21 protein-coding genes are annotated in these 18904 nt (G+C 72.9%); 11 read left to right on the forward strand and 10 right to left on the reverse strand.

Annotated features, from left to right (window positions below; all coding sequences use genetic code 11):
- Positions 1 to 6: 6 nt before the first annotated feature.
- On the forward strand, positions 7 to 924 hold the full coding sequence (locus ABD127_RS01400) for an alcohol dehydrogenase catalytic domain-containing protein (protein ID WP_344196932.1): 918 nt from the start codon (positions 7 to 9) through the stop codon (positions 922 to 924).
- A complete protein-coding gene (locus ABD127_RS01405) occupies positions 921 to 2312 on the forward strand; it encodes an MFS transporter (protein WP_344196934.1) in 1392 nt (463 codons plus the stop codon). The genes ABD127_RS01400 and ABD127_RS01405 overlap by 4 nt, the downstream gene beginning before the upstream one ends.
- On the opposite strand, the gene ABD127_RS01410 is transcribed toward ABD127_RS01405, so the two are convergent.
- The 3 genes from ABD127_RS01410 to ABD127_RS01420 are packed head-to-tail and all read right to left on the reverse strand — an operon-like array spanning position 2246 to position 4312.
- Positions 2246 to 3016, reverse strand: coding sequence for an SCO1664 family protein (locus ABD127_RS01410; protein WP_344196936.1), 771 nt, complete (start codon positions 3014 to 3016; stop codon positions 2246 to 2248). The genes ABD127_RS01405 and ABD127_RS01410 overlap by 67 nt on opposite strands.
- Positions 3013 to 3594, reverse strand: a complete 582-nt coding sequence (locus tag ABD127_RS01415) for a DUF3090 domain-containing protein (RefSeq protein WP_344196938.1) — start codon at positions 3592 to 3594, stop codon at positions 3013 to 3015. The genes ABD127_RS01410 and ABD127_RS01415 overlap by 4 nt, the downstream gene beginning before the upstream one ends.
- Positions 3595 to 3604: 10 nt before the next feature.
- The gene (locus ABD127_RS01420) at positions 3605 to 4312 is read right to left on the reverse strand and encodes a histidine phosphatase family protein (RefSeq protein ID WP_344196941.1); all 708 of its coding nucleotides are present in this window, start codon (positions 4310 to 4312) and stop codon (positions 3605 to 3607) included.
- Positions 4313 to 4341: 29 nt separating this feature from the next.
- Here ABD127_RS01420 and ABD127_RS01425 point away from each other — a divergent pair, with 29 nt between their 5' ends.
- A complete protein-coding gene (locus ABD127_RS01425) occupies positions 4342 to 5109 on the forward strand; it encodes a crotonase/enoyl-CoA hydratase family protein (protein ID WP_344196943.1) in 768 nt (255 codons plus the stop codon).
- Between the two features lie 184 nt (positions 5110 to 5293).
- Here ABD127_RS01425 and purT read toward each other — a convergent pair whose 3' ends face one another.
- Positions 5294 to 6505 (reverse strand): formate-dependent phosphoribosylglycinamide formyltransferase, encoded by a 1212-nt coding sequence (gene purT / locus ABD127_RS01430; protein ID WP_344196946.1) that lies wholly within the window; start codon positions 6503 to 6505, stop codon positions 5294 to 5296.
- Between the two features lie 17 nt (positions 6506 to 6522).
- Between purT and ABD127_RS01435 the strand changes: the two genes are divergently transcribed.
- Entirely contained in the window at positions 6523 to 6951 is a 429-nt protein-coding gene (locus ABD127_RS01435) for an NUDIX hydrolase (RefSeq protein ID WP_344196948.1), read from the forward strand.
- Here ABD127_RS01435 and ABD127_RS01440 read toward each other — a convergent pair.
- Positions 6935 to 7822 carry a VOC family protein gene (locus tag ABD127_RS01440; RefSeq protein WP_344196950.1) on the reverse strand — a complete coding sequence of 296 codons (888 nt, stop codon included), beginning with the start codon at positions 7820 to 7822 and terminating at the stop codon, positions 6935 to 6937. The genes ABD127_RS01435 and ABD127_RS01440 overlap by 17 nt on opposite strands.
- On the opposite strand from ABD127_RS01440, the gene ABD127_RS01445 reads away from it, so the two are divergent.
- On the forward strand, positions 7821 to 8597 hold the full coding sequence (locus ABD127_RS01445) for an MBL fold metallo-hydrolase (RefSeq protein ID WP_344196953.1): 777 nt from the start codon (positions 7821 to 7823) through the stop codon (positions 8595 to 8597). The genes ABD127_RS01440 and ABD127_RS01445 overlap by 2 nt on opposite strands.
- Positions 8594 to 9823 carry a Fic family protein gene (locus ABD127_RS01450; RefSeq protein WP_344196955.1) on the forward strand — a complete coding sequence of 410 codons (1230 nt, stop codon included), beginning with the start codon at positions 8594 to 8596 and terminating at the stop codon, positions 9821 to 9823. Before ABD127_RS01445 ends, ABD127_RS01450 begins: the two co-directional genes overlap by 4 nt.
- Here the strand turns inward: ABD127_RS01450 and ABD127_RS01455 are convergent.
- From ABD127_RS01455 to ABD127_RS01465, 3 genes are read right to left on the reverse strand one after another with little or no spacing between them, the layout of a single operon-like run.
- On the reverse strand, positions 9820 to 9981 hold the full coding sequence (locus ABD127_RS01455; RefSeq protein ID WP_344196957.1) for a hypothetical protein: 162 nt from the start codon (positions 9979 to 9981) through the stop codon (positions 9820 to 9822). The two genes, ABD127_RS01450 and ABD127_RS01455, sit on opposite strands and share 4 nt — an antisense overlap.
- A gap of 14 nt (positions 9982 to 9995) precedes the next feature.
- Positions 9996 to 10772 carry a sulfite exporter TauE/SafE family protein gene (locus ABD127_RS01460; protein ID WP_344196960.1) on the reverse strand — a complete coding sequence of 259 codons (777 nt, stop codon included), beginning with the start codon at positions 10770 to 10772 and terminating at the stop codon, positions 9996 to 9998.
- 1 nt (position 10773) lies between these two features.
- A complete protein-coding gene (locus ABD127_RS01465; protein WP_344196962.1) occupies positions 10774 to 11469 on the reverse strand; it encodes a FadR/GntR family transcriptional regulator in 696 nt (231 codons plus the stop codon).
- Positions 11470 to 11565: 96 nt separating this feature from the next.
- On the opposite strand from ABD127_RS01465, the gene ABD127_RS01470 reads away from it, so the two are divergent.
- The 3 genes from ABD127_RS01470 to ABD127_RS01480 are packed head-to-tail and all read left to right on the forward strand — an operon-like array spanning position 11566 to position 15540.
- The gene (locus ABD127_RS01470; RefSeq protein WP_344196964.1) at positions 11566 to 12897 is read left to right on the forward strand and encodes an SLC13 family permease; all 1332 of its coding nucleotides are present in this window, start codon (positions 11566 to 11568) and stop codon (positions 12895 to 12897) included.
- Positions 12898 to 12899: 2 nt separating this feature from the next.
- The gene (locus tag ABD127_RS01475; RefSeq protein ID WP_344196967.1) at positions 12900 to 14111 is read left to right on the forward strand and encodes a CaiB/BaiF CoA transferase family protein; all 1212 of its coding nucleotides are present in this window, start codon (positions 12900 to 12902) and stop codon (positions 14109 to 14111) included.
- Positions 14104 to 15540, forward strand: coding sequence for a carboxyl transferase domain-containing protein (locus ABD127_RS01480; protein WP_344196969.1), 1437 nt, complete (start codon positions 14104 to 14106; stop codon positions 15538 to 15540). The genes ABD127_RS01475 and ABD127_RS01480 overlap by 8 nt, the downstream gene beginning before the upstream one ends.
- Here the strand turns inward: ABD127_RS01480 and ABD127_RS01485 are convergent.
- On the reverse strand, positions 15524 to 15946 hold the full coding sequence (locus tag ABD127_RS01485; RefSeq protein ID WP_344196971.1) for a hypothetical protein: 423 nt from the start codon (positions 15944 to 15946) through the stop codon (positions 15524 to 15526). The two genes, ABD127_RS01480 and ABD127_RS01485, sit on opposite strands and share 17 nt — an antisense overlap.
- Positions 15947 to 15959: 13 nt before the next feature.
- Entirely contained in the window at positions 15960 to 16355 is a 396-nt protein-coding gene (locus ABD127_RS01490) for a superantigen-like protein SSL4 (protein ID WP_344196973.1), read from the reverse strand.
- Positions 16356 to 16478: 123 nt separating this feature from the next.
- Here ABD127_RS01490 and ABD127_RS01495 point away from each other — a divergent pair, with 123 nt between their 5' ends.
- Positions 16479 to 17048 (forward strand): ABATE domain-containing protein, encoded by a 570-nt coding sequence (locus ABD127_RS01495; RefSeq protein ID WP_344196975.1) that lies wholly within the window; start codon positions 16479 to 16481, stop codon positions 17046 to 17048.
- Positions 17049 to 17138: 90 nt separating this feature from the next.
- A complete protein-coding gene (locus tag ABD127_RS01500) occupies positions 17139 to 18818 on the forward strand; it encodes an FAD-binding dehydrogenase (protein ID WP_344196977.1) in 1680 nt (559 codons plus the stop codon).
- Positions 18819 to 18904: the final 86 nt, after the last annotated feature.

The raw sequence follows: 18904 nt of genomic DNA on the forward strand, positions 1-18904 counted from the left end.
CGGAACATGCGCGCGATCAGACAGCACCGGTTCGGCCCTCCCGACGTCCTGCAGCTCGAGGAGCTGCCCACCCCCGAGCCCGCCGAGGGGCAGGTCCGCGTCGCCGTCGAGGCCGCGGGCGTGCACCTGCTGGACACGTCCATCCGCTCGGGCGATCCCAGCACCCCGATGGGCGTGCCTGACCTGCCGATGGTGCCCGGCCGGGAGGTCGCGGGCGTCGTCGACGCGGTCGGCCCGGGGATCGAGCCGGACTGGGTCGGGAGGCGGGTGGTCGCGCACCTCGGGATGGCCAGCGGCGGGTACGCCGAGCGTGCGGTCGTCGCCGCCGATCGCGCCTACGCGGTCCCGGACGGCATGTCGGCGGAGGTCGCGGTCGCAGCGGTCGGCACGGGCCGCACGGCAGCCGGGATCGTCTCGCTGGCGGGCCTCACGCCCGACGACGTCGTCGCGGTGACGTCGGCGGCCGGCGGGCTCGGGGTGCTGCTGGTGCAGGCCGCCCGGCACGCGGGTGCCCGGGTTCTTGGCCTCGCCAGCCCGTCGAAGCGCGACCTCGTGGAGCACCTCGGCGCCGAGTTCGTCGTCGACGACGGCGACGTCCCCGACCTCACCCTCGTGCTCGACGGCGTCGGTGGAGCCGTCGGCCGACGGCTGTTCGCCCGCCTGGTGCCCGAGGGTCGACTTGTCCGCTACGGCTGGTCGTCGGGGGAGCAGAACGAGTACGGCGACGCCGGTCCACGCGTGGTCGACGTGCTCGGCCCCTACATGGTGGAGAACCTCACGCGGTTCGAGCGGGAGGCGATCGACGCGGCCCAGGACGGCACACGGGTCCCGCTCGTGACGTCCTTCGCGCTCGCTGATGCTGCCGAGGCGCACCGTGCGCTCGAGGAGCGGCGGACGACCGGCAAGGTGGTGCTGATCCCGTGAGTCCCTGGTCGCGCCGCTACGCCTCGACGACGATCGGGGTCTTCTCGCTCGCGTTCCTGTTCGCGTTCGAGGCGCTCGCCGTGGCGACCGTGATGCCGGACGTCGTGCGTGACCTCGACGGCCTCGGGCTGTACGCGGTGGCGTTCGCGGCCCCGCTCGCGACGTCGATCCTCGCGCTCGTCGTCGCCGGGCCGGCCGCCGACCGGCTGGGCCCGCTGCCGGTGCTCAACGTCGGCCTGGTCGTGTTCTGCGTCGGCGTGGTCGTGGCGGGCCTCGCACCGACGATGCCGGTGTTCATCGCGGGACGCCTCCTCCACGGGGCCGGCGGCGGTGCGCTCGGCATCGCGCTCTACGTCGTGATCGCCGAGGCGTACCCCGGCGACCTGCGGCCCCGGGTGTTCGCGATCCTCACGAGCGCCTGGGTGCTGCCGGCCGTGGTCGGGCCGAGCATCGCCGCCGGCGTGGCAGCGGTGGCCGGCTGGCGCTGGGTCTTCCTCGCGGTGCCGGTCCTCGCGGTCGCCGCGTGGTGGATGGTCAGGTCAGCGGGGCTGGGACGGCGGGAGGCACCCGGTCCGTCGCCGCTCTCCAGCCGCGTGCTGTGGCTCGCCGTCGCGGCCGCTGGTGGCGTGCTCGCGGTCAGTGCCGGGGGACAGCGCGGCTTCACGGGATGGTGGCTCGTCGTGGCCGGAGGTGTGGTCCTGGCGGTCGGGGCCGGGCTGCGCCTGCTGCCGCGCGGCGCGTGGAGCGGGGCCCGTGGTGTGCCGAGCATGATCGGCACCCGCGGCGCCGTGGGGGCCTCGTTCACGCTCGCGGAGGTCAACCTCCCGCTGCTCCTGGTGCTCGGCCGCGACCTCCCGCTCGTCGCCGTCGGCGCGGTGCTGACCTCGGGCGCGGTCACGTGGTGCGCCGGCGCGATGCTCGCCGCACGCTGGGAGCGACTCGCCGACAAGGTCCTGCGGGTGCGCCTCGGCGCCGCGCTGGTCGCGGTCGGCATCGCTGGCTCAGCCCTCGCCGCGGTTGCCGCAGTGCCGCTGGCCGTGCCCGTCGCGTTCTGGGGTGTCGGGGGCCTGGGCATCGGCATGGCGTTCTCGACGATCTCGGTGCTGGTGCTCGACGCCGCCGACGGTGGCAGCTACGGCTCGAGCTCGTCGGCCCTGCAGCTCAACGACTACCTCGTGACCAGCACCGTGCTGGCGCTCGGCAGCGTCGTCTTCGCGGGCTTCGTGGACTCCGCGCCCGTCGTCGGGGCGACCCTGCTGGTCGGCCTCGCGGTGGTCGTCGCGCTCCTCGCCTCGGTCACGGCTGCCCGGATCCGGCAGCCTCAGAAGGGCGGCCAGGGCACGGCGGGCATGTGGCCGGTCGGTGCGGGGAAGACCGCCTCGTCGTAGAGCCGGTCGCAGCGGGCCGCGAGGGCCTCGACCTCCTCGGCCGTGACGTGCTCGGCCAGCGCCGTGCCGAGGTCGCCCATGAGGGCGCCGCGGACGCGGTCGACCCCGGCGAGCTCCTCGGTCGTCAGCGGCTCGCCGATCCAGCCCCACAGGACCGTGCGCAGCTTGTGCTCGGCGTGGAACGTGAGTCCGTGGTCGATGCCGTGGCGGTGTCCGCCGGCCATCTCGAGCACGTGGCCGCCCTTGCGGTCGGCGTTGTTCGTGAGGACGTCGAACACGGCCATGCGCCGCAGGGCCTCGGACTCCTCGTGCACGAGCGAGACCAGGTTCTCGTCGGCGTCCAGGCCGTCGATCACGTGGTGCCATCCGTCGGGCAGGTCCTCGGCGGGCACCAGCGTGACGGCCTCCTGCGCCGGGTCGGCCTCGCACCACAGCTGCACCATGCCGGGGCCGACCGGTCCGTCGCGCAGCCAGGTGCGGGGCACGACGTCCCAGCCCGTCGCCTCCGAGACGAGGTGGGCCGCGACCTCGCGTCCGGCGAGGGTGCCGTCAGGGAAGTCCCACAGCGGTCGCTCGCCCGAGACCGGCTTGTAGACCACGGCCGTGCCGTGCTCCGCGTCGCCGATGCGCCCGACGAGCGTGACGTTCGAGGCGGAGCGGATCTGCGCGACGAGCGTCAGCTCGTCCGTGAGCAGGTCGGTCACCGGAAGCCGTCGGGCAGCTCGCAGACGTGGTCGCCCTCCATCGGCTCGCCGCAGAGCGAGCAGACCGGTCGACCGGAGGCCACGACGTCGCGGGCTCGCTTGGCGAACGCACGGGCGCTGCCCACCGGGATCGTGACCCGCAGCAGCTCGTCGGGCTCGAGGTCGATCTCGAGGATCCCGTCGCGCAGCTCGAGCGCGTCCGGCTCGAGCGCGTCGACGTCGATCTCGGCGATCGCGTAGGCCTCGACCACGAGCTGCGAGATGTTCGGGTCCCAGCCGAGGCTCATCGTGCCCGCGCGGAAGAGGTCGTCGACGGGCTCGTCGAGCGGATCGGTGTCCTCGAGCTCGACCGGCGTGCCGCTCGGCACGCTGAACGGGTTGCCGTCCTCGGCCATCAGGGTGTCGAGCACCTCGTCGATGCGATCGGCCAGGGCGGACGCCTGCTGCTTCTCGAGCGACACGCTGACGATCTCCTGGCCCGTGCGGACCTGCAGGAAGAACGTCCGGTCGCCCGGGGTGCCGACCGTGCCGACCACGAAGCGGTCGGGCCAGTCGAACGCGTGGACGGTGGGAGCCATGTCCTCCATGCTAGGAGCCCTTCGGTGGAGTCGCGCCTGGTCCTGCCCCTCCGCCGACCGCGGCGTCCTCGCTGGGCGGGGTCGCCGCGAGCCAGGACAGGTCGCCGGCGTGGGTGTTGACGCTGACCACGTGGGGGCGGGAGCGTCCGTAGCGGATGATCGTGACCGAGGCCGGATCGGCCTGCACGCGCTGGAACAGGTCGAGGTGCATGCCGTACGCGTCGGCGATGACGGCCTTGATGATGTCGCCGTGGCTCACCGCCGCCCAGACGGCCTCGGAGCCGTGCTCGGCCGTGACGGCGGCGTCGTGGGCCCGGATCGCGGCGACCGCCCGTGACTGCATCGTGTGGATCGACTCACCGCCCGGGAACGCAGCCGCCGAGGGGTGCTGCTGGACGGTCTTCCAGAGGTCCTCGCCCGCCAGGTCGGCCAGCGAGCGACCCTGCCACTCGCCGTAGTCGCACTCGGAGATCGCGTCGTCGACGGTCAGGGGTGGGCGCGTCGCCTGACGTCGGGCGATCGCCTCGGTCGTCTGGCGGCAGCGCTCGAGCGGACTGGAGACCAGCGCGACGAGCGGCACGACGGCCAGGCGCTCGCCGGTCGCGTCGACCTGCTCCTCGCCGGTCTCGTCGAGCAGGACGCCCGGGGTGCGACCGGCCAGCAGGCCCGAGGCGTTGGCGGTCGTCCGGCCGTGCCGGACGAGGATGACGGTGGCCATGGACCGAGCCTAGGCGGCACCCTGTGGGGATGAGCATCGACGTCGAGCGCCGTGGTCCCGTCACGGTCGTCACGATCAACCGCCCCGAGGTCCGCAACGCGGTCGACACCGAGCACGCGCACGCGCTCCACGCGGCCTTCCGCGCGTTCGACGCCGACGACACGTCGTCCGTGGCCGTGCTGGCCGGGGCCGGCGGCACGTTCTGCGCGGGCGCCGACCTGGGCGCGGTGAGCGAGGGCCGCATGCACGTGGAGCCGCCGGGCGGCGACGACGTGCCGGGCCCGATGGGCCCGACGCGGCTGCTGCTCGGCAAGCCCGTCGTGGCGGCCGTCGACGGCCACGCGGTGGCAGGCGGGCTCGAGCTCGCGGTGTGGTGCGACCTGCGCGTGGTCGACCCTGCGGCGGTGTTCGGCGTCTACTGCCGCCGCTGGGGTGTGCCGCTGATCGACGGCGGCACGGTGCGGCTGCCGCGGCTCATCGGGCAGTCACGCGCGCTCGACCTGGTCCTGACGGGGCGGGCCGTCGAGGCCGACGAGGCGTTGGCGATCGGGCTCGCGAATCGCGTCAGCGAGCCGGGCGCCGTGCTCGAGGCCGCGGTCGCCCTGGCGGAGGAGCTGGCGGCGTTCCCGCAGACCTGCCTGCGCCAGGACCGCCTCTCGGTCCACGAGCAGGACGGCCTCGACCTCAACGCCGCCATCGCGGGCGAGTGGGACCACGGGGTGGTGTCGCTCCAGGAGGCGACGCGGGGTGCCGCCCGCTTCGCCGGCGGCGAGGGCCGCCACGGCACCTTTACCTGACCCCCACCGGAGACGGCTGCCGAATGTGACGGCGCGCCCCGGCCGGCCGCCCCTGGTCCGGGCGGCTTGGCCGTGGACGCGGGATTGGTCGCTTCCGGTGCCCTGCCACCGCGCGATGCCGTGGGGCGGTGAGTGTTTCACCTAGGGCGGTGCCTCAGCCACCGAATGGGGCCGTCATCGGTGGCTAACTCACCGCCCCTCCCGAGGCGACGGGGTGGACGCGGGAGGCGGCCTCGGTGGCGCGGGCGCGGGCCTCGTCGGTCGTGTCGCCGCCGGCGACGGCGACGCCCATGCGGCGGCGGGTGAACGACTCGGGCTTGCCGAACAGGCGCAGGTCGGACTCGGGGACGGCCAGCGCCTCGGCGACGCCCTCGAAGGCGATGCCGACGGCCTCGAGCCCGCCGTACACGACGGCCGAGGCGCCTGGGCGGCGCAGCGTCGGGTCGACCGGCAGGCCGAGGATCGCGCGGGCGTGCAGCTCGAACTCGTTCTGCCGCTGCGTCGCGAGCGTGACCAGACCGGTGTCGTGCGGACGCGGGCTGACCTCGGAGAAGATGACCTCGTCGCCGCGCACGAACAGCTCCACGCCGAACAGCCCGCGCCCCCCGAGCGCCCCCGTGATCCGCTCGGCCTGGTCGCGGGCCGCCGCGAGGGCCGCTTCGCTCATGGCCTGCGGCTGCCACGACTCGACGTAGTCGCCGTCGACCTGGCGGTGACCGATCGGGTCGCAGAAGAACGTCTCGACCTCGCCCGAGGCGCCCACCGCGCGCACCGTGAGCTGCGTGATCTCGTAGTCGAAGTCGACGAATCCCTCGACGATGACCCGGCCGGAGTCGACCCGCCCGCCCGCGGCGGCGTAGGCCCACGCGCCGGCGACGTCCTCGGCTGATCGCACGACGCTCTGACCCTTGCCCGACGACGACATGACGGGCTTGACCACGCACGGGAACCCGACGGCCTCGGCACCCGCGGCGAGCTCCTCGGCCGAGTCGGCGAAGCGGTAGGGCGACGTCGGCAGCCCGACCTCCTCGGCGGCGAGCCGGCGGATGCCCTCGCGGTTCATCGTCAGCGCCGTCGTCCGTGCCGTGGGGATGACGGTCGCGAGACCCTCGGCCTCGATCGCCAGCAGGGCCTCCGTCGCGATCGCCTCGATCTCGGGCACCACGAGGTGCGGCCGCTCGGCCTCGACCACGGCGCGCACGGCGGCTGGATCGGTCATGTCGACGACGTGGCTGCGGTGCGCGACCTGCATCGCGGGTGCGTCGGCGTAGCGGTCGACCGCGATCGTCTCGACGCCCAGACGCTGGAGCGCGATCGTCACCTCCTTGCCGAGCTCGCCGGATCCGAGCAGCAGGACACGGGTGGCGGACGGGCTGAGCGGGGTACCGATCGACATGGGGCCATCATGGTGCCGTGAGCGCTCCCGGAGACACCCAGCCTCCTGTCATCGAGGTCGTGGCCGCCACCGTGGTCGACCCCGAGGGGCGCACGCTGCTGGTCCGCAAGCGCGGCACTCGCGCATTCATGAACCCCGGCGGGAAGCCCGAGGCGGGGGAGTCGCACGTCGACGCGCTGGTGCGCGAGCTGGCTGAGGAGATCGGCCTGCTGGTCGAGCCGTCCGCGCTGCAGCCGCTCGGCACGTTCCGCACCGAGGCCGCCAACGAGCCCGGCCACGACCTCGTCGCGCACGCGTTCCTGCTCGAGCTGGGCTCGCCCGACCACCGGGTCGCGGCCGAGATCGAGGAGTCGCGCTGGGTCGACCCGGACGCGCCGGGTGACCTGCTGCTCGCACCGCTCGCGGCCGAGATCCTGCTGCCGTGGCTCGTCAGAAGTCGGCGATGACGATCTTGTGCATCGCCATGAGCTTCGCGTAGGCGTCCGGGCGCTGCATGAGCTCGCCCAGGTTCGCCGGGACGACCTGCCAGCTCACGCCGAACTCGTCACGGCACCACCCGCACTGCTCGGCCTCGGGAACCCGGGACAACCCGGCCCACACGCGGTCGAGCTCCTCCTGGCCGTGGCACGAGACCGAGAACGACACGGCCTCGGTGAACGGGGCGTCCATCTCGACGCCGGAGTCCATCGCCGACACGAGGCTGTCGCCCAGCAGGGCGTCGGCGTACATCAGGTCGCCCGCCGCTGCCGGGCCGCTCGGCTCCGGGTAGGGCGCCTGGACGCCGACCTCGCCGCCGAGGACGTCGACGTAGTGCCGCAGGGCGGCGCCGGCCTGGCCCACGGCGTCGCCGGCGAACAGCAGCGACGGCACCACGAACGGGCGCGGCCCGGCGTCGGCCGCGGCCAGCGACAGCTGCCACGAGAAGCCGTTGCGGTCCTCGACCCAGCCGTAGTACGGGTTGAACGGGTACTCGCCCAGGTCCATCAGCACGTGCCCGCCGTCGGACAGCGCGGCCCAGACCTGGTCGACGTCGGCCCGCTCGGCCAGGGCCACCCCGAACGAGATCGACGCGTTCGGCCGGAACGCCGGTCCGCCGTTGATCGCGGTGAAGGCCGTGTCGCCGAGGCGGAAGTCCATCGTCAGCACGGAGCCGGACATCGGCTCCTGGAAGTCGAGCAGCCCCTCGGTCGGGTAACGGCTCGTGGCCGTGACCTCGGCACCTCCGGGAGCGACCGGGTCGAACAGCGCCACGTAGGACGAGATCGACTCCTCGATGTCGCGCTCGAACCACAGGTTCGGGGTGATCGTCTGGCTCATGACTGGTCCCTTCGACGCGTCGTTGCTAGCGTCGCACGACATGTTCCGGATCGGGAAGGACGAGTTCTGCGTCGAGGGCACCGCCGTCAACTGGATCCTCCTGCGGGAGGGACGTGACCTGACGCTGATCGACGCCGGGTACCCGGGCGACGTGGCCGCCCTGGAGGCCTCGATCGCCGAGATCGGACACCGCCCCGAGGACGTGCGCGCCGTGCTCGTGACGCACGCGCACGTCGACCACGTCGGCGCCCTCAACCACCTGCACGAGCGCTACGGCACGCCCGCGCTGATGCACCCCGACGAGGTCCCGAACGCGACGGGGGAGCGGCACGAGAGCGCGACGCCCACGGACGTCGCCAAGCGGGCCTGGCGGCCTGCGGTCGCCCGCTGGTCGCTGCGGATCACGCGCGCCGGGGCGACGCAGCACCCGGTCGTGGCGCACGCGGCGGCGTTCGCGGCGGACGGTCCGCTCGACCTGCCGGGCAGGCCCGTGCCGGTCCACGTCCCGGGCCACACGTCGGGCAGCACGGCGTACCTCCTGCCCGAGGCCGGCGCCGTGGCGACGGGGGACGCGCTCGTGACGGGCCACCCGCTCCTGCGCCGTCCGGGACCGCAGCTGCTGCCGAGCTTCTTCGACCACGACCCGGACCGTGCCGTCGCCGCGCTCGACGTCATCGGGCGGCTCGACGCCGATCTCGTGCTGCCCGGGCACGGTGACCCGTGGCGTGGTGACCTGGCTCTCGCTGCCACCCGGGCTGCCAGACTGGACCGGTGACGATCCCCGACGCCGACCGCCCGCTCGACTGGGCGCCGCACGTCGACGAGGTCGTGCCGTGGACGCAGACCGTCCCGCAAGGCCCGCGGGCCGACCGGGCCGTGCGAGAGATCGTCGTCCGCCGGCCTCCCACGATCGCCGGGCTGTCGATGACGCACGACCGATCGCTCAAGGTCACGATGGACTCCGCCCTCGCCGGCCTGGCCCAGCTCGACCTGACCCACGGACGCAAGCTGGGAGCACTCGACCAGCTGCTGCTGCGCACCGAGTCGGTCTCGTCGTCGAAGATCGAGAACATCGAGGCCAGCCTCGGCGACTACGGCAAGGCCCTGCACGGCGGCCGCGCCAACGCCTCGGCGGTCTCGATGGCGGCCGCCACCCGGGCGCTGGCCGACGTCATCGGCGACGCCGGGCGCACGGGGCAGCTCCGCCTGGAGGCGATGCTCGCCGCGCACCACCAGCTCTTCGAGCGGCACCCCGAGATGCACACGAAGGCGGGCAGGACCCGCACGGTCCAGAACTGGATCGGCGGCAGCGACTACTCGCCGCGCAACGCGCTCTTCGTGCCGCCGCCGCCCGACACGGTCGCGGGGTACCTCGAGGACCTGTTCGCCTTCGCGAACCGCGACGACGTGCCGGTCCTGGTGCAGGCGGCCGTCGTGCACGCGCAGTTCGAGTCGATCCACCCCTTCGTGGACGGCAACGGCCGCATCGGCCGCACGCTGATCCACGCGATCCTGCGCCGCCGCCGTGCCACCCGCAACCTCACGGTGCCGATCGCCTCGGGACTCGTCGCCCACCGCGACCGGTACTTCGACGCGCTCGCCGCCTACCGCGAGGGCCACGCGCGGCCCATGGTCGGCATGCTGACGAACGCCACGCTCGTCGCGAGCCACGAGGCGCGGCGCACGGCCACCACGATCCACGAGATCAGTCGCGAGTGGGAGGAGTCGCTCGGCGGCGTGCTCCCCGGCAGCCCGGAGCACCGGCTGCTGCGCCTGCTGGTGGCCGAGCCGATCATCACGGTCGACCTCGCCTCGCTCGGCACGGGCTACGCCGGGGCCGAGCTGCGGCACGGGATCGACCGCCTCGAGGACGCCGGCGTCCTGACCGTGAAGGGACGCCGCAGCCAGCGCATCTGGACCGCGACCGCGATCCTCGAGGAGCTGCAGGACCTGACGGTCCGCATCGAGTCGGTGACCCGACGCGTCGACGCCTCGGGCTAGTCCCGTCGGTCGTCGAGCTGCACGACACCGATCACGGCGAAGGCCACGCCCAGGGCGAGCCACGCCGTCCCGGCGCCGCGGTCCTGCGTGAAGCCGATCGTCGCGAAGCTCAGCGCGAGCAGCAGGAACACCACGGCGGACTCGCGACTCCTGCGCATGCGAACCCCTCCTCCTAGATCCAGTAGCTGACCGCCACCACGACGCCGGCGACCACGACGAGGGCACGGAACACGCCCGCCGGCAGGTGGCGCCCGATCTGCGCCCCGATCCACCCTCCCACGATCGAGCCCACTGCGAGGAGCCCGATCACGTCCCACTGCAGGGGCGCGATGAACAGGAAGATCACCGTCGCGACGACGTTGGAGGCGAACACCGCGAGCGTGCGGAGGGCGCTGATGACGGCCAGCGACAGGTCGAGCCCGAAGGCCAGCACGGCGACCATCATGACGCCCTGGCCCGCGCCGAAGTAGCCGCCGTAGACCCCGCACGCAGCGGTTCCCGCGGCGAGGGCGGGGGTCATCTCGGTGCGGTCGCCGGCCGCTGCCTCGCCCGTCGCTGCCTCCTTGCGCCGCTTGAGGTACGCCGAGATGCGCGGCTGGGTGCCGACGAGCAGGCACGCGAACAGGATGAGCCACGGCACGAGGCTCTCGAACACGTCCGAGGGCAGCTGCAGGAGCAGCAGGGCCCCGGCGATCGCGAACAGGCCGCTGAGCGCGACGACCGACCAGACGAGGCGGCGCCGACCCGCGAGCTCGCGCCGGTAGCCGAGCGTGCCGGTGACCCCGGCCGGGACGAGACCGACGGTGTTGGACGAGCTGGCGGCGATGGGCGGCACGCCCAGCGCGATCAGCACCGGGAAGCTGACCAGGGAGGCGACGCCGATCGATGAGGTCGCGATGCCCGCGCCGAGACCCGCCAGCACGATCGCCAGCTGTTCGAGCAGGGTCACGTCAGTCGTTCAGGATGGCGACGTCGCTGACCTGCATGACGTGCTGGTGCATCGCGAGCGCGGCCGCAGCCGGGTCGCCGGCGCGGATCGCGGCGGCGATGCGGCGGTGCGCCGCGAGGGACTCGCGGGGGCGTCCGGGCTGGCCGAGCGACTCGATGCGTGTCTCGAGGACGAGCTCGCCGATCTCGCGCATCATCTTGGAGAGCAGCTCCGAGCCGGCCGCGGCCGTGACCGCCGCGTGGAAGAGCTCGTCGCCCTCGACCCCGCGGCCGCCGGCGTCGATGTCGGCCTCCATCGCGTCGAGCGCCGCGTCGATCGCGTCGACCTGCTCGGGGGTGTGCCGCTCGGCTGCCAGGGCCGCGATCTTCGTCTCGAGCGCGTCGCGGGCGTCGAGGATCTCGGGCAGGCGCTTGGCGTGCGCGCGGATCGCCTCGACGATGCGCGGCGTGCCGGCGACGTCGGTCACGATCGCGCCGTCGCCGTGACGCACCACGACCGCGCCGACCACCTCGAGGGCGACGAGCGCCTGGCTGATCGTGGCGCGGCTGACTCCGAGCTGCGTCGCGAGCTCGCGCTCGGGCGGCAGGCGGTCACCGGCACGGACGCCGTTGTCGGTGATCCACTCCGTGATCTGGCCCGCGACCTGCTCGTACAGGCGGGGACGTTGCACCGGTCGGAGCGATTCCAGGCGTGACATGGCGACATCGTATTGACAAAGATCACATTGACCTATTGGCTAGGCCACTGAACCACTAGAAGTGACGCCAGTCACACGGGACGGAAGAAGGCCCTCATGGGACCGGAATGGGTAGCGATCATCGCGTTGGTCGCGTTGTTCGTCATCGGCACGCTGCTGCCGATCAACATGGGCGCGCTGGCGTACGTCGCCGCGTGGCTCGTCGGCATGTACGCGCTGGACCTGGACGAGAAGGAGATCCTCGCCGGCATCAGCGGTGACCTCGTGCTGACACTGATCGGTGTCACGTACCTGTTCGCGATAGCGCGCAACAACGGCACGGTCGACCTGATCGTGGAGACAGCCGTGAAGGCCGTCGGCGGTCGCGTCGCGCTGATCCCGTGGGTCATGTTCGGCGTCACCGCGCTGCTGACCGCGATCGGCGCGGCCAGCCCCGCCGCGTGCGCCATCATCGGCCCGATCGCCCTCGGCTTCGCCGGCCGCTACAACATCAGCCCGCTCATGATGGGCATGTTCGTCGTGCACGGCGCGCAGGGCGGCGGCTTCAGCCCGATCAGCATCTACGGCACGATCACGAACTCCGTCATGGAGGAGAACGGCCTGCCGGTCAGCGAGATGACGGTCTTCCTCGCGAGCCTGATCGTCAACCTGATCATGGCCACGATCCTGTTCTTCGCCCTCGGCGGCCGACGCCTCATGTCGCAGCGCATCGAGCCCGACGAGGAGGTCGAGGGCGGCGTCCACGCCGACGGCTCGACCGGCGGCAACCCCGTCTCGACCCGCGGCCAGGGCACCGACACGCTGATGGGCACGCAGACCTCCGGCGTCCGCCTGGAGCAGGTCCTGACGCTGCTGGCCTTCGTCGGCACCGCCGTCACGGCGCTGGTCTTCGACAAGAACATCGGCTTCGTCGCGATCACCGCGGCCGTCATCCTGGCGATGCTCTCGGGCAACCAGCACAAGGGCGCGGTCAACCAGATCGCATGGCCGACCGTCCTGCTCGTCGCCGGCGTCAGCACCTACGCCGCGATCCTGACGCAGGCCGGCTCGCCGGAGTTCGTCGGGAAGTGGGCCGCCGGCCTCGGCGCCGTCGTGATCGGCGCGCTGATCCTCTGCTACGTCGGCGGTGTCGTCTCGGCGTTCGCGTCCTCGACCGCCCTGCTGCCCGTCATCGTCCCGATCGCGATCCCGCTGATCGTCGAGGGCGGCATCCACCCGGCGATGTTCGTCGCGGCCCTCGCGGTGAGCTCGACGATCGTCGACGTCAGCCCGTTCTCGACCAACGGCGCGCTGATGCTCGCCAACCGTCCGGACACGATCAGCGAGCAGAAGTACTACTCGCAGATCATCCGCTACAGCGTGATCGTCGTGGTCGCCGGACCGCTGCTCGTCTGGGCCGCGCTCGTGCTGCCGGGCTGGGGGGCGTGACCATGGGAGGACCGCTGTCCGACCTGCTGGTCGTCGACCTGTCCCGAGCCCTCGCAGGCCCGCACGCCACGATGATGCTGGGCGACCTCGGTGCCCGCATCGTCAAGGTCGAGGCTCCGGGTCACGGCGACGACACCCGCGGCTGGGGCCCGCCGTTCCGATGGCCCGAGTCCGACGGCGACGGCCACGTGGGCTCGGCCGACGACGGCGTGCCCGAGGACCGGGAGTCGACGTACTTCCTGTCGGCCAACCGCAACAAGGAGTCGATCGCGCTCAACCTGAAGGACGACGCCGACCGCGAGGTGCTGCTGGACCTCGTCGACCGGGCCGACGTCCTCGTCGAGAACTTCCGCACGGGCGTGCTCGACCGCCTGGGCCTGGGCTTCGACACGCTGATGGAGCGCAACCCGCGCCTCGTCGTCCTGTCGATCACGGGCTTCGGCCACGACGGCCCCGAGGGCGGGCGTTCCGGCTACGACCAGATCGCCCAGGGCGAGGCCGGCCTGATGTCGATCACGGGGTCCGGCGCCGACGACCCGCAGAAGGTCGGCACGCCGATCTCGGACATCCTCGGCGGCATGTACGGCGCCTACGGTCTGCTCGCGGCGCTGCACGAGCGCGAGCGCACCGGGAAGGGCCAGGTCGTGCGCACGTCGCTGCTCTCGGCGACGGTCGGCGTCCTGGGCTTCCAGGGCACCCGCTGGACCATCGCCGAGACGGTCGGCCGCGCGGCGGGCAACCACCACGCGTCGATCTCGCCCTACGGCCTGTTCCGGTGCGCCGACGGCGCGGTGCAGATCGCGGTGGGCAGCGAGGGGCTGTGGCGCGACTTCTGCGAGGGCTTCGACCTCGACCCCGCGATGGAGGGGTTCGCCACGAATCCCGAGCGGGTCGCGCGTCGCGAGGAGGTCGTCGAGATCGTGGAGCGCGTCTTCGCGGAGTGGGAGGCGGAGAAGCTGCTGACCCGTCTGGCCGAGGTCGGCATCCCGGCCGGCAAGGTCCGCACGATCGACGAGGTCTTCGCCTGGGACCAGACCCACAGCCAGGGCCTGCTCATCGACGTGGACCATGCGACGCTGGGCGGCATCCAGCTCCCCGGGCCGCCGCTGCGGTTCTTCGACGGCGACGAGGAGACGACGAACCGCGACCACGCGGCTCCGCCGGTGCTCGACCAGCACGGCGCGTCGATCCGGGCGGAGCTGGGTCGTGGCTGAGCGCGTCTCCTCGCAGGACCTGATCGGCCTCGTCCTCGACGAGGGCTCCTTCGTCTCCTGGGACGAGCCGATCGACCGCAGCAGCTACTCGGAGCAGTACCGGGCCGAGCTCGAGCGGGCCACCGAGCGCAGCGGCGTCGACGAGTCGATCGTGACCGGCCGCGGCACCGTCAGTGGCCGGCCGGTGGCGTTCGTGCTGAACGAGTTCGGCTTCCTGGCCGGGTCGATCGGTCGCGACGCGGCCGCGCGCATCGTGGCGGCCGTCCGGCGGGCGACCGCCGAGGGGCTGCCGCTGCTCGCGTCGACCGCCTCGGGCGGCACGCGCATGCAGGAGGGCACCCCGGCCTTCGTGCGGATGGTCGACATCAGCCGCGCGATCATGGCGCACCGCGCGGCGGGGCTGCCGTACCTCGTGCACCTGCGGCACCCGACGACCGGCGGCGTGTTCGCCTCGTGGGGCTCGCTGGGGCACGTGACGGTGGCCGAGCCGGGTGCGCTGGTCGGGTTCCTGGGGCCGAAGGTCTACGAGCTCCTGAACGGCCGGCCGTTCCCGCCGGGGGTGCAGGTCAGCGAGAACCTCGCCGATCGCGGCATCATCGACGCGGTCGTGAAGGTCGAGGACCTGCCGGCCGTCGTGGAGCACGCGCTCGGGATCCTGCTGGACCCGGCGTCGGACTCCTCCCGCGAGCGGCGCCAGGGCGAGGTCCCCGCTGCAGCGGACCACGACACCTGGGCCTCGATCGAGGTCACCCGCGGTGCCGACCGTGCCGGCGTGCGCGACCTGCTGCGGCACGGCAGTGACACGACCCTGCGGCTGCAGGGCACCGACGAGGGCGAGCGTGACAGCGCGATGCTCGTGGCGCTGGCCCGGATCGACGGCGTCCCGTGCGTCGTGATCGGTCAGGACCGCACGCGTCAGACCCCCGAGTCGCCGATGGGGCCCGGCGCGCTGCGGGAGGCTCGTCGCGGCATGCGCCTGGCCAACGAGCTGGGTCTCCCGCTGGTCTCGGTCGTCGACACCCCGGGTGCGGAGCTCTCACCGGAGGCCGAGCAGGGCTCGATCGCCGGCGAGATCGCTCGCTGCATCGCGACCATGTCGACGATGCGGGTGCCGACCGTCTCGGTCCTGCTGGGGGAGGGCTGCGGTGGTGGCGCCTTGGCGCTGCTGCCCGCCGACGTCACGCTGGCCACCGAGCACGCCTGGCTCTCGCCGCTGCCGCCCGAGGGCGCCAGCGCGATCGTGCACGGCGACGTCGAGCACGCGGCGCAGATGGCGGAGCAGCAGCGGGTCTCGGTGCTCGAGCTTCGCGAGCAGGGCACGGTGCACCACGTGCTGCCTGAGCCGGCGGGGGACACCCCGGCGGCACTGGCGACGGCGGTGGCGGCCGAGATCGGTCACCACCTGCGCCGGCTCACCGCGGCCGGCTGAGCTCCTCGACCCACCCGTCCGGGTCGGCCACCCGCAGGACGGCGGCGTCGCCGGTCCCGTGCAGCTCCCACGTCAGGAGCAGCACGGGCTCGGCGAAGCTGCGCCCTCGGAACGACGTCGTGGTCGAGGCGGCCGTGACGGCCTCGAGCGGGACGACGACCTCCTGACCGGTCGTCGCCGGCACCAGGGCGACGACGTCGTCGGTGCGCACGAGCGTGCCGACGGCGGGCTTGGCGTCCCGCGGTGCCGAGGCGCGACCGAGCAGCAGGGCGACCTCGCGGTGGTGCAGCTCGCCCAGCTCCCGCAGGCGCCGGCGGGCGTGGCGGGTGGCCCACAGGGCGCGCCCGGCCAGCAGGGCCACGAGGGCGAGGACGACGAGCAGGACGACGGCGATGACGGTCAGCACGGTCTGCACGATGTCAGGGGCACTCGATCGGCAGGACCAGCAGGTAGCACTGGCGAGGCGTCGGGGTGGGAGCCGGCTGCGTCGGGGTCGACGTCGTCGGGGCTCCCGGGGTGGCCGGGTTGGTCGGGGCGGGAGCGGGGTCGTTCGTCGGGGCCTGCGGCGCCGGAGCCTCGGTCGTGGGCACCGGCTCGGTCGTCGGGACCGGCTCGGCGGCGAGGGTCGCGGGGACCGGCTCGGTCGTGGCGGGCGGTGCGGAGACCGACGGCGCGGCCGTGTTCACGGCCTCGGCGCGGGAGCCGGAGCCACCGATGGCGTCCGTCGTGAAGGCGAACATGATGAGCCCCGCGACCGCCAGGGTCGCGACGACGGCGGTGGCGACGATCCGGGAGAACCGGTTCGGCAGGAGCATGGGAGTACCTCGGACGACGACGGACGACGTCCCAGCCTAAGGCCCCGGAGACGGACGTGGAGCGGGAACCTGGAGAACTGCCCAGAATCGCTCGACGGTGAAAGTGCCATGTTACCGTCAGGCATGCCGTTCAGAGTCGCGACCGAGGGGGGCGAGGCGCGCCCGTCCCTGGTGCTCGTCAACTCCGCCGTCGCCGCACCGGACGACGCTGACGCTCTGGCTGACGTCGATACCGCAGCCGCGTGGTTCGACGCCGTGGCCTCGGCCCTTCCGCCCGGAGAGCTGGGTGACGACCTGGGCGTCGACGCCGAGTCGCTCGACGCTCTGCGCCAGGTGCGCGGCGCCGTGCGGCAGATCCTGCTCGATCGTCCTCGGGCCTCCTCGCTGGCCGTCGTCAACCGGTACGACACCGAGTCCGCCCCATCATGGGGCCTCGACCTCGACGGTCGGGGTGAGCTCCAGGTGCGGCGGCGGCTCTGGGGTCCGGGCGTCGAGTCCTGGCTGGGCACCGTGGCGGCGGACTGCATCGACCTCGTGCGCTCCGGGGGCCGCGATCGCATCACGACGTGCGCGACGCCGACGTGCCAGGTCGTGCTCGTGCCGGAGCACCACCGGCGTCGGTACTGCTCGCCGGCCTGTGCCCATCGCACCCGTCAGTCGAGGTATCAGCAGGGGCGTGCCACACGCTCGTGAGGTGCTGACGGTCAGATCTATTCTGACCGTCAATGGTGCGGGGTGAGTCGGTGATGCAGGTCACGGGCCGGATGCGGCAGGATGCGGCGCATGGCAGCAGCACGCACAACGTCCCCCCAGCAGGCCGACGTCGTCGTCGTGGGCGCAGGCCTCGCGGGTCTCGTCGCGACCGCAGAGCTCGTGGAGGCCGGTCGATCGGTCCTCCTGGTCGACCAGGAGGGCGAGCAGGGGATCGGGGGCCAGGCGTTCTGGTCGTTCGGCGGGCTGTTCCTCGTCGACTCGCCGCAGCAGCGGCGCCTCGGCATCAAGGACTCCGTCGAGCTGGCGTGGCAGGACTGGCTCGGCAGCGCACAGTTCCACCGCGAGGAGGACCTGTGGCCGCGCCGGTGGGCCGAGGCCTACGTCAACTTCGCCGCCGGCGAGAAGCAGTCGTGGCTGCGCGAGAAGGGGCACAGCGTGTTCCCCGTCGTCGGCTGGGCCGAGCGTGGTGGCGGCCTGGCGGGCGGCCACGGCAACTCCGTGCCGCGCTTCCACATCACGTGGGGCACGGGTCCGGGGCTCGTCGAGCCGTTCGAGAAGATCGTGCGCCAGGGCGTGGAGCAGGGGCTCGTGAACCTGGCGTTCCGGCACCGCGTCGACGAGCTCGTCGTGACCGACGGTGCCGTCACGGGTGTGCGCGGCGCCGTGCTGGCGCCCACCGACCTGCCGCGCGCCGAGGCGACCTCGCGCGAGGAGGTGGGGGAGTTCGAGCTGTCCGCCCAGGCCGTCATCGTGACGACCGGCGGCATCGGCGGCAACCACGACCTCGTGCGGGCCGCCTGGCCCGACCGGCTGGGCACGCCGCCGACCCACATGATCTCCGGCGTCCCGGCCCACGTCGACGGACGCATGCTCGGCATCGCGGAGTCGGCGGGCGCGAGCAGCATCAACGGCGACCGCATGTGGCACTACGTCGAGGGCATCACCAACTACGACCCGATCTGGCCGCTGCACGGCATCCGGATCCTGCCCGGGCCGTCGTCACTGTGGTTCGACGGCGGCGGCACCCGGCTGCCCGTGCCGGGACTTCCGGGCTTCGACACGCTCGGCACCCTGAAGCTGCTGCGGCAGACCGGCTATGACCACTCCTGGTTCGTGCTCACGCAGGCGATCATCGAGAAGGAGTTCGCGCTGTCGGGGCAGGAGCAGAACCCTGACCTGACGAGCAAGAGCGTCCGCGAGCTGTTGCGCCAGCGCCTCGCGAAGGGGGCGACGGGCCCGGTCGAGGCGTTCAAGGAGCGCGGCGAGGACTTCGTCGTGGCCGACACGCTCGAGGAGCTCGTGGCCGGGATGAACCGCGTGACGGGATCGGAGCTGATCGACGTCGACCACCTGCGCGGGCAGATCGAGGCGCGCGACCGGGAGCTCGACAACGACTACAGCAAGGACCTGCAGGTCGTGGCGATGCGTCAGGCCCGTTCCTACCTCGGCGACAAGCTGATCCGGGTCGCGAAGCCGCACAAGATCCTCGACCCGTCGAAGGGGCCGCTGATCGCGGTGCGGCTACACGTCCTGACCCGCAAGTCGCTGGGTGGTCTCGAGACGAACCTGGAGTCGCAGGTGCTGCGGCCCGGGGGAGAGCCGTTCGAGGGTCTCTACGCCGCAGGCGAGGTCGCGGGCTTCGGCGGCGGCGGGGTGCACGGCTACAACTCGCTCGAGGGCACGTTCCTCGGTGGCTGCCTGTTCTCCGGCCGGGCCGCCGGCCGCGCCGTCGCGGCCCGCCTCCCCTGACCCCGCCCCGAACTACCGCTCGCGAGTGAATTCCCGCCCCGTCGCGAGTGGATTCCCGCCCTCCCAGGAGTGAGTTCCCGCCCCTG

The organism is Aeromicrobium alkaliterrae (genome assembly GCF_039529015.1).
GTDB classification, from domain to species: Bacteria; Actinomycetota; Actinomycetes; order Propionibacteriales; family Nocardioidaceae; genus Aeromicrobium; species Aeromicrobium alkaliterrae.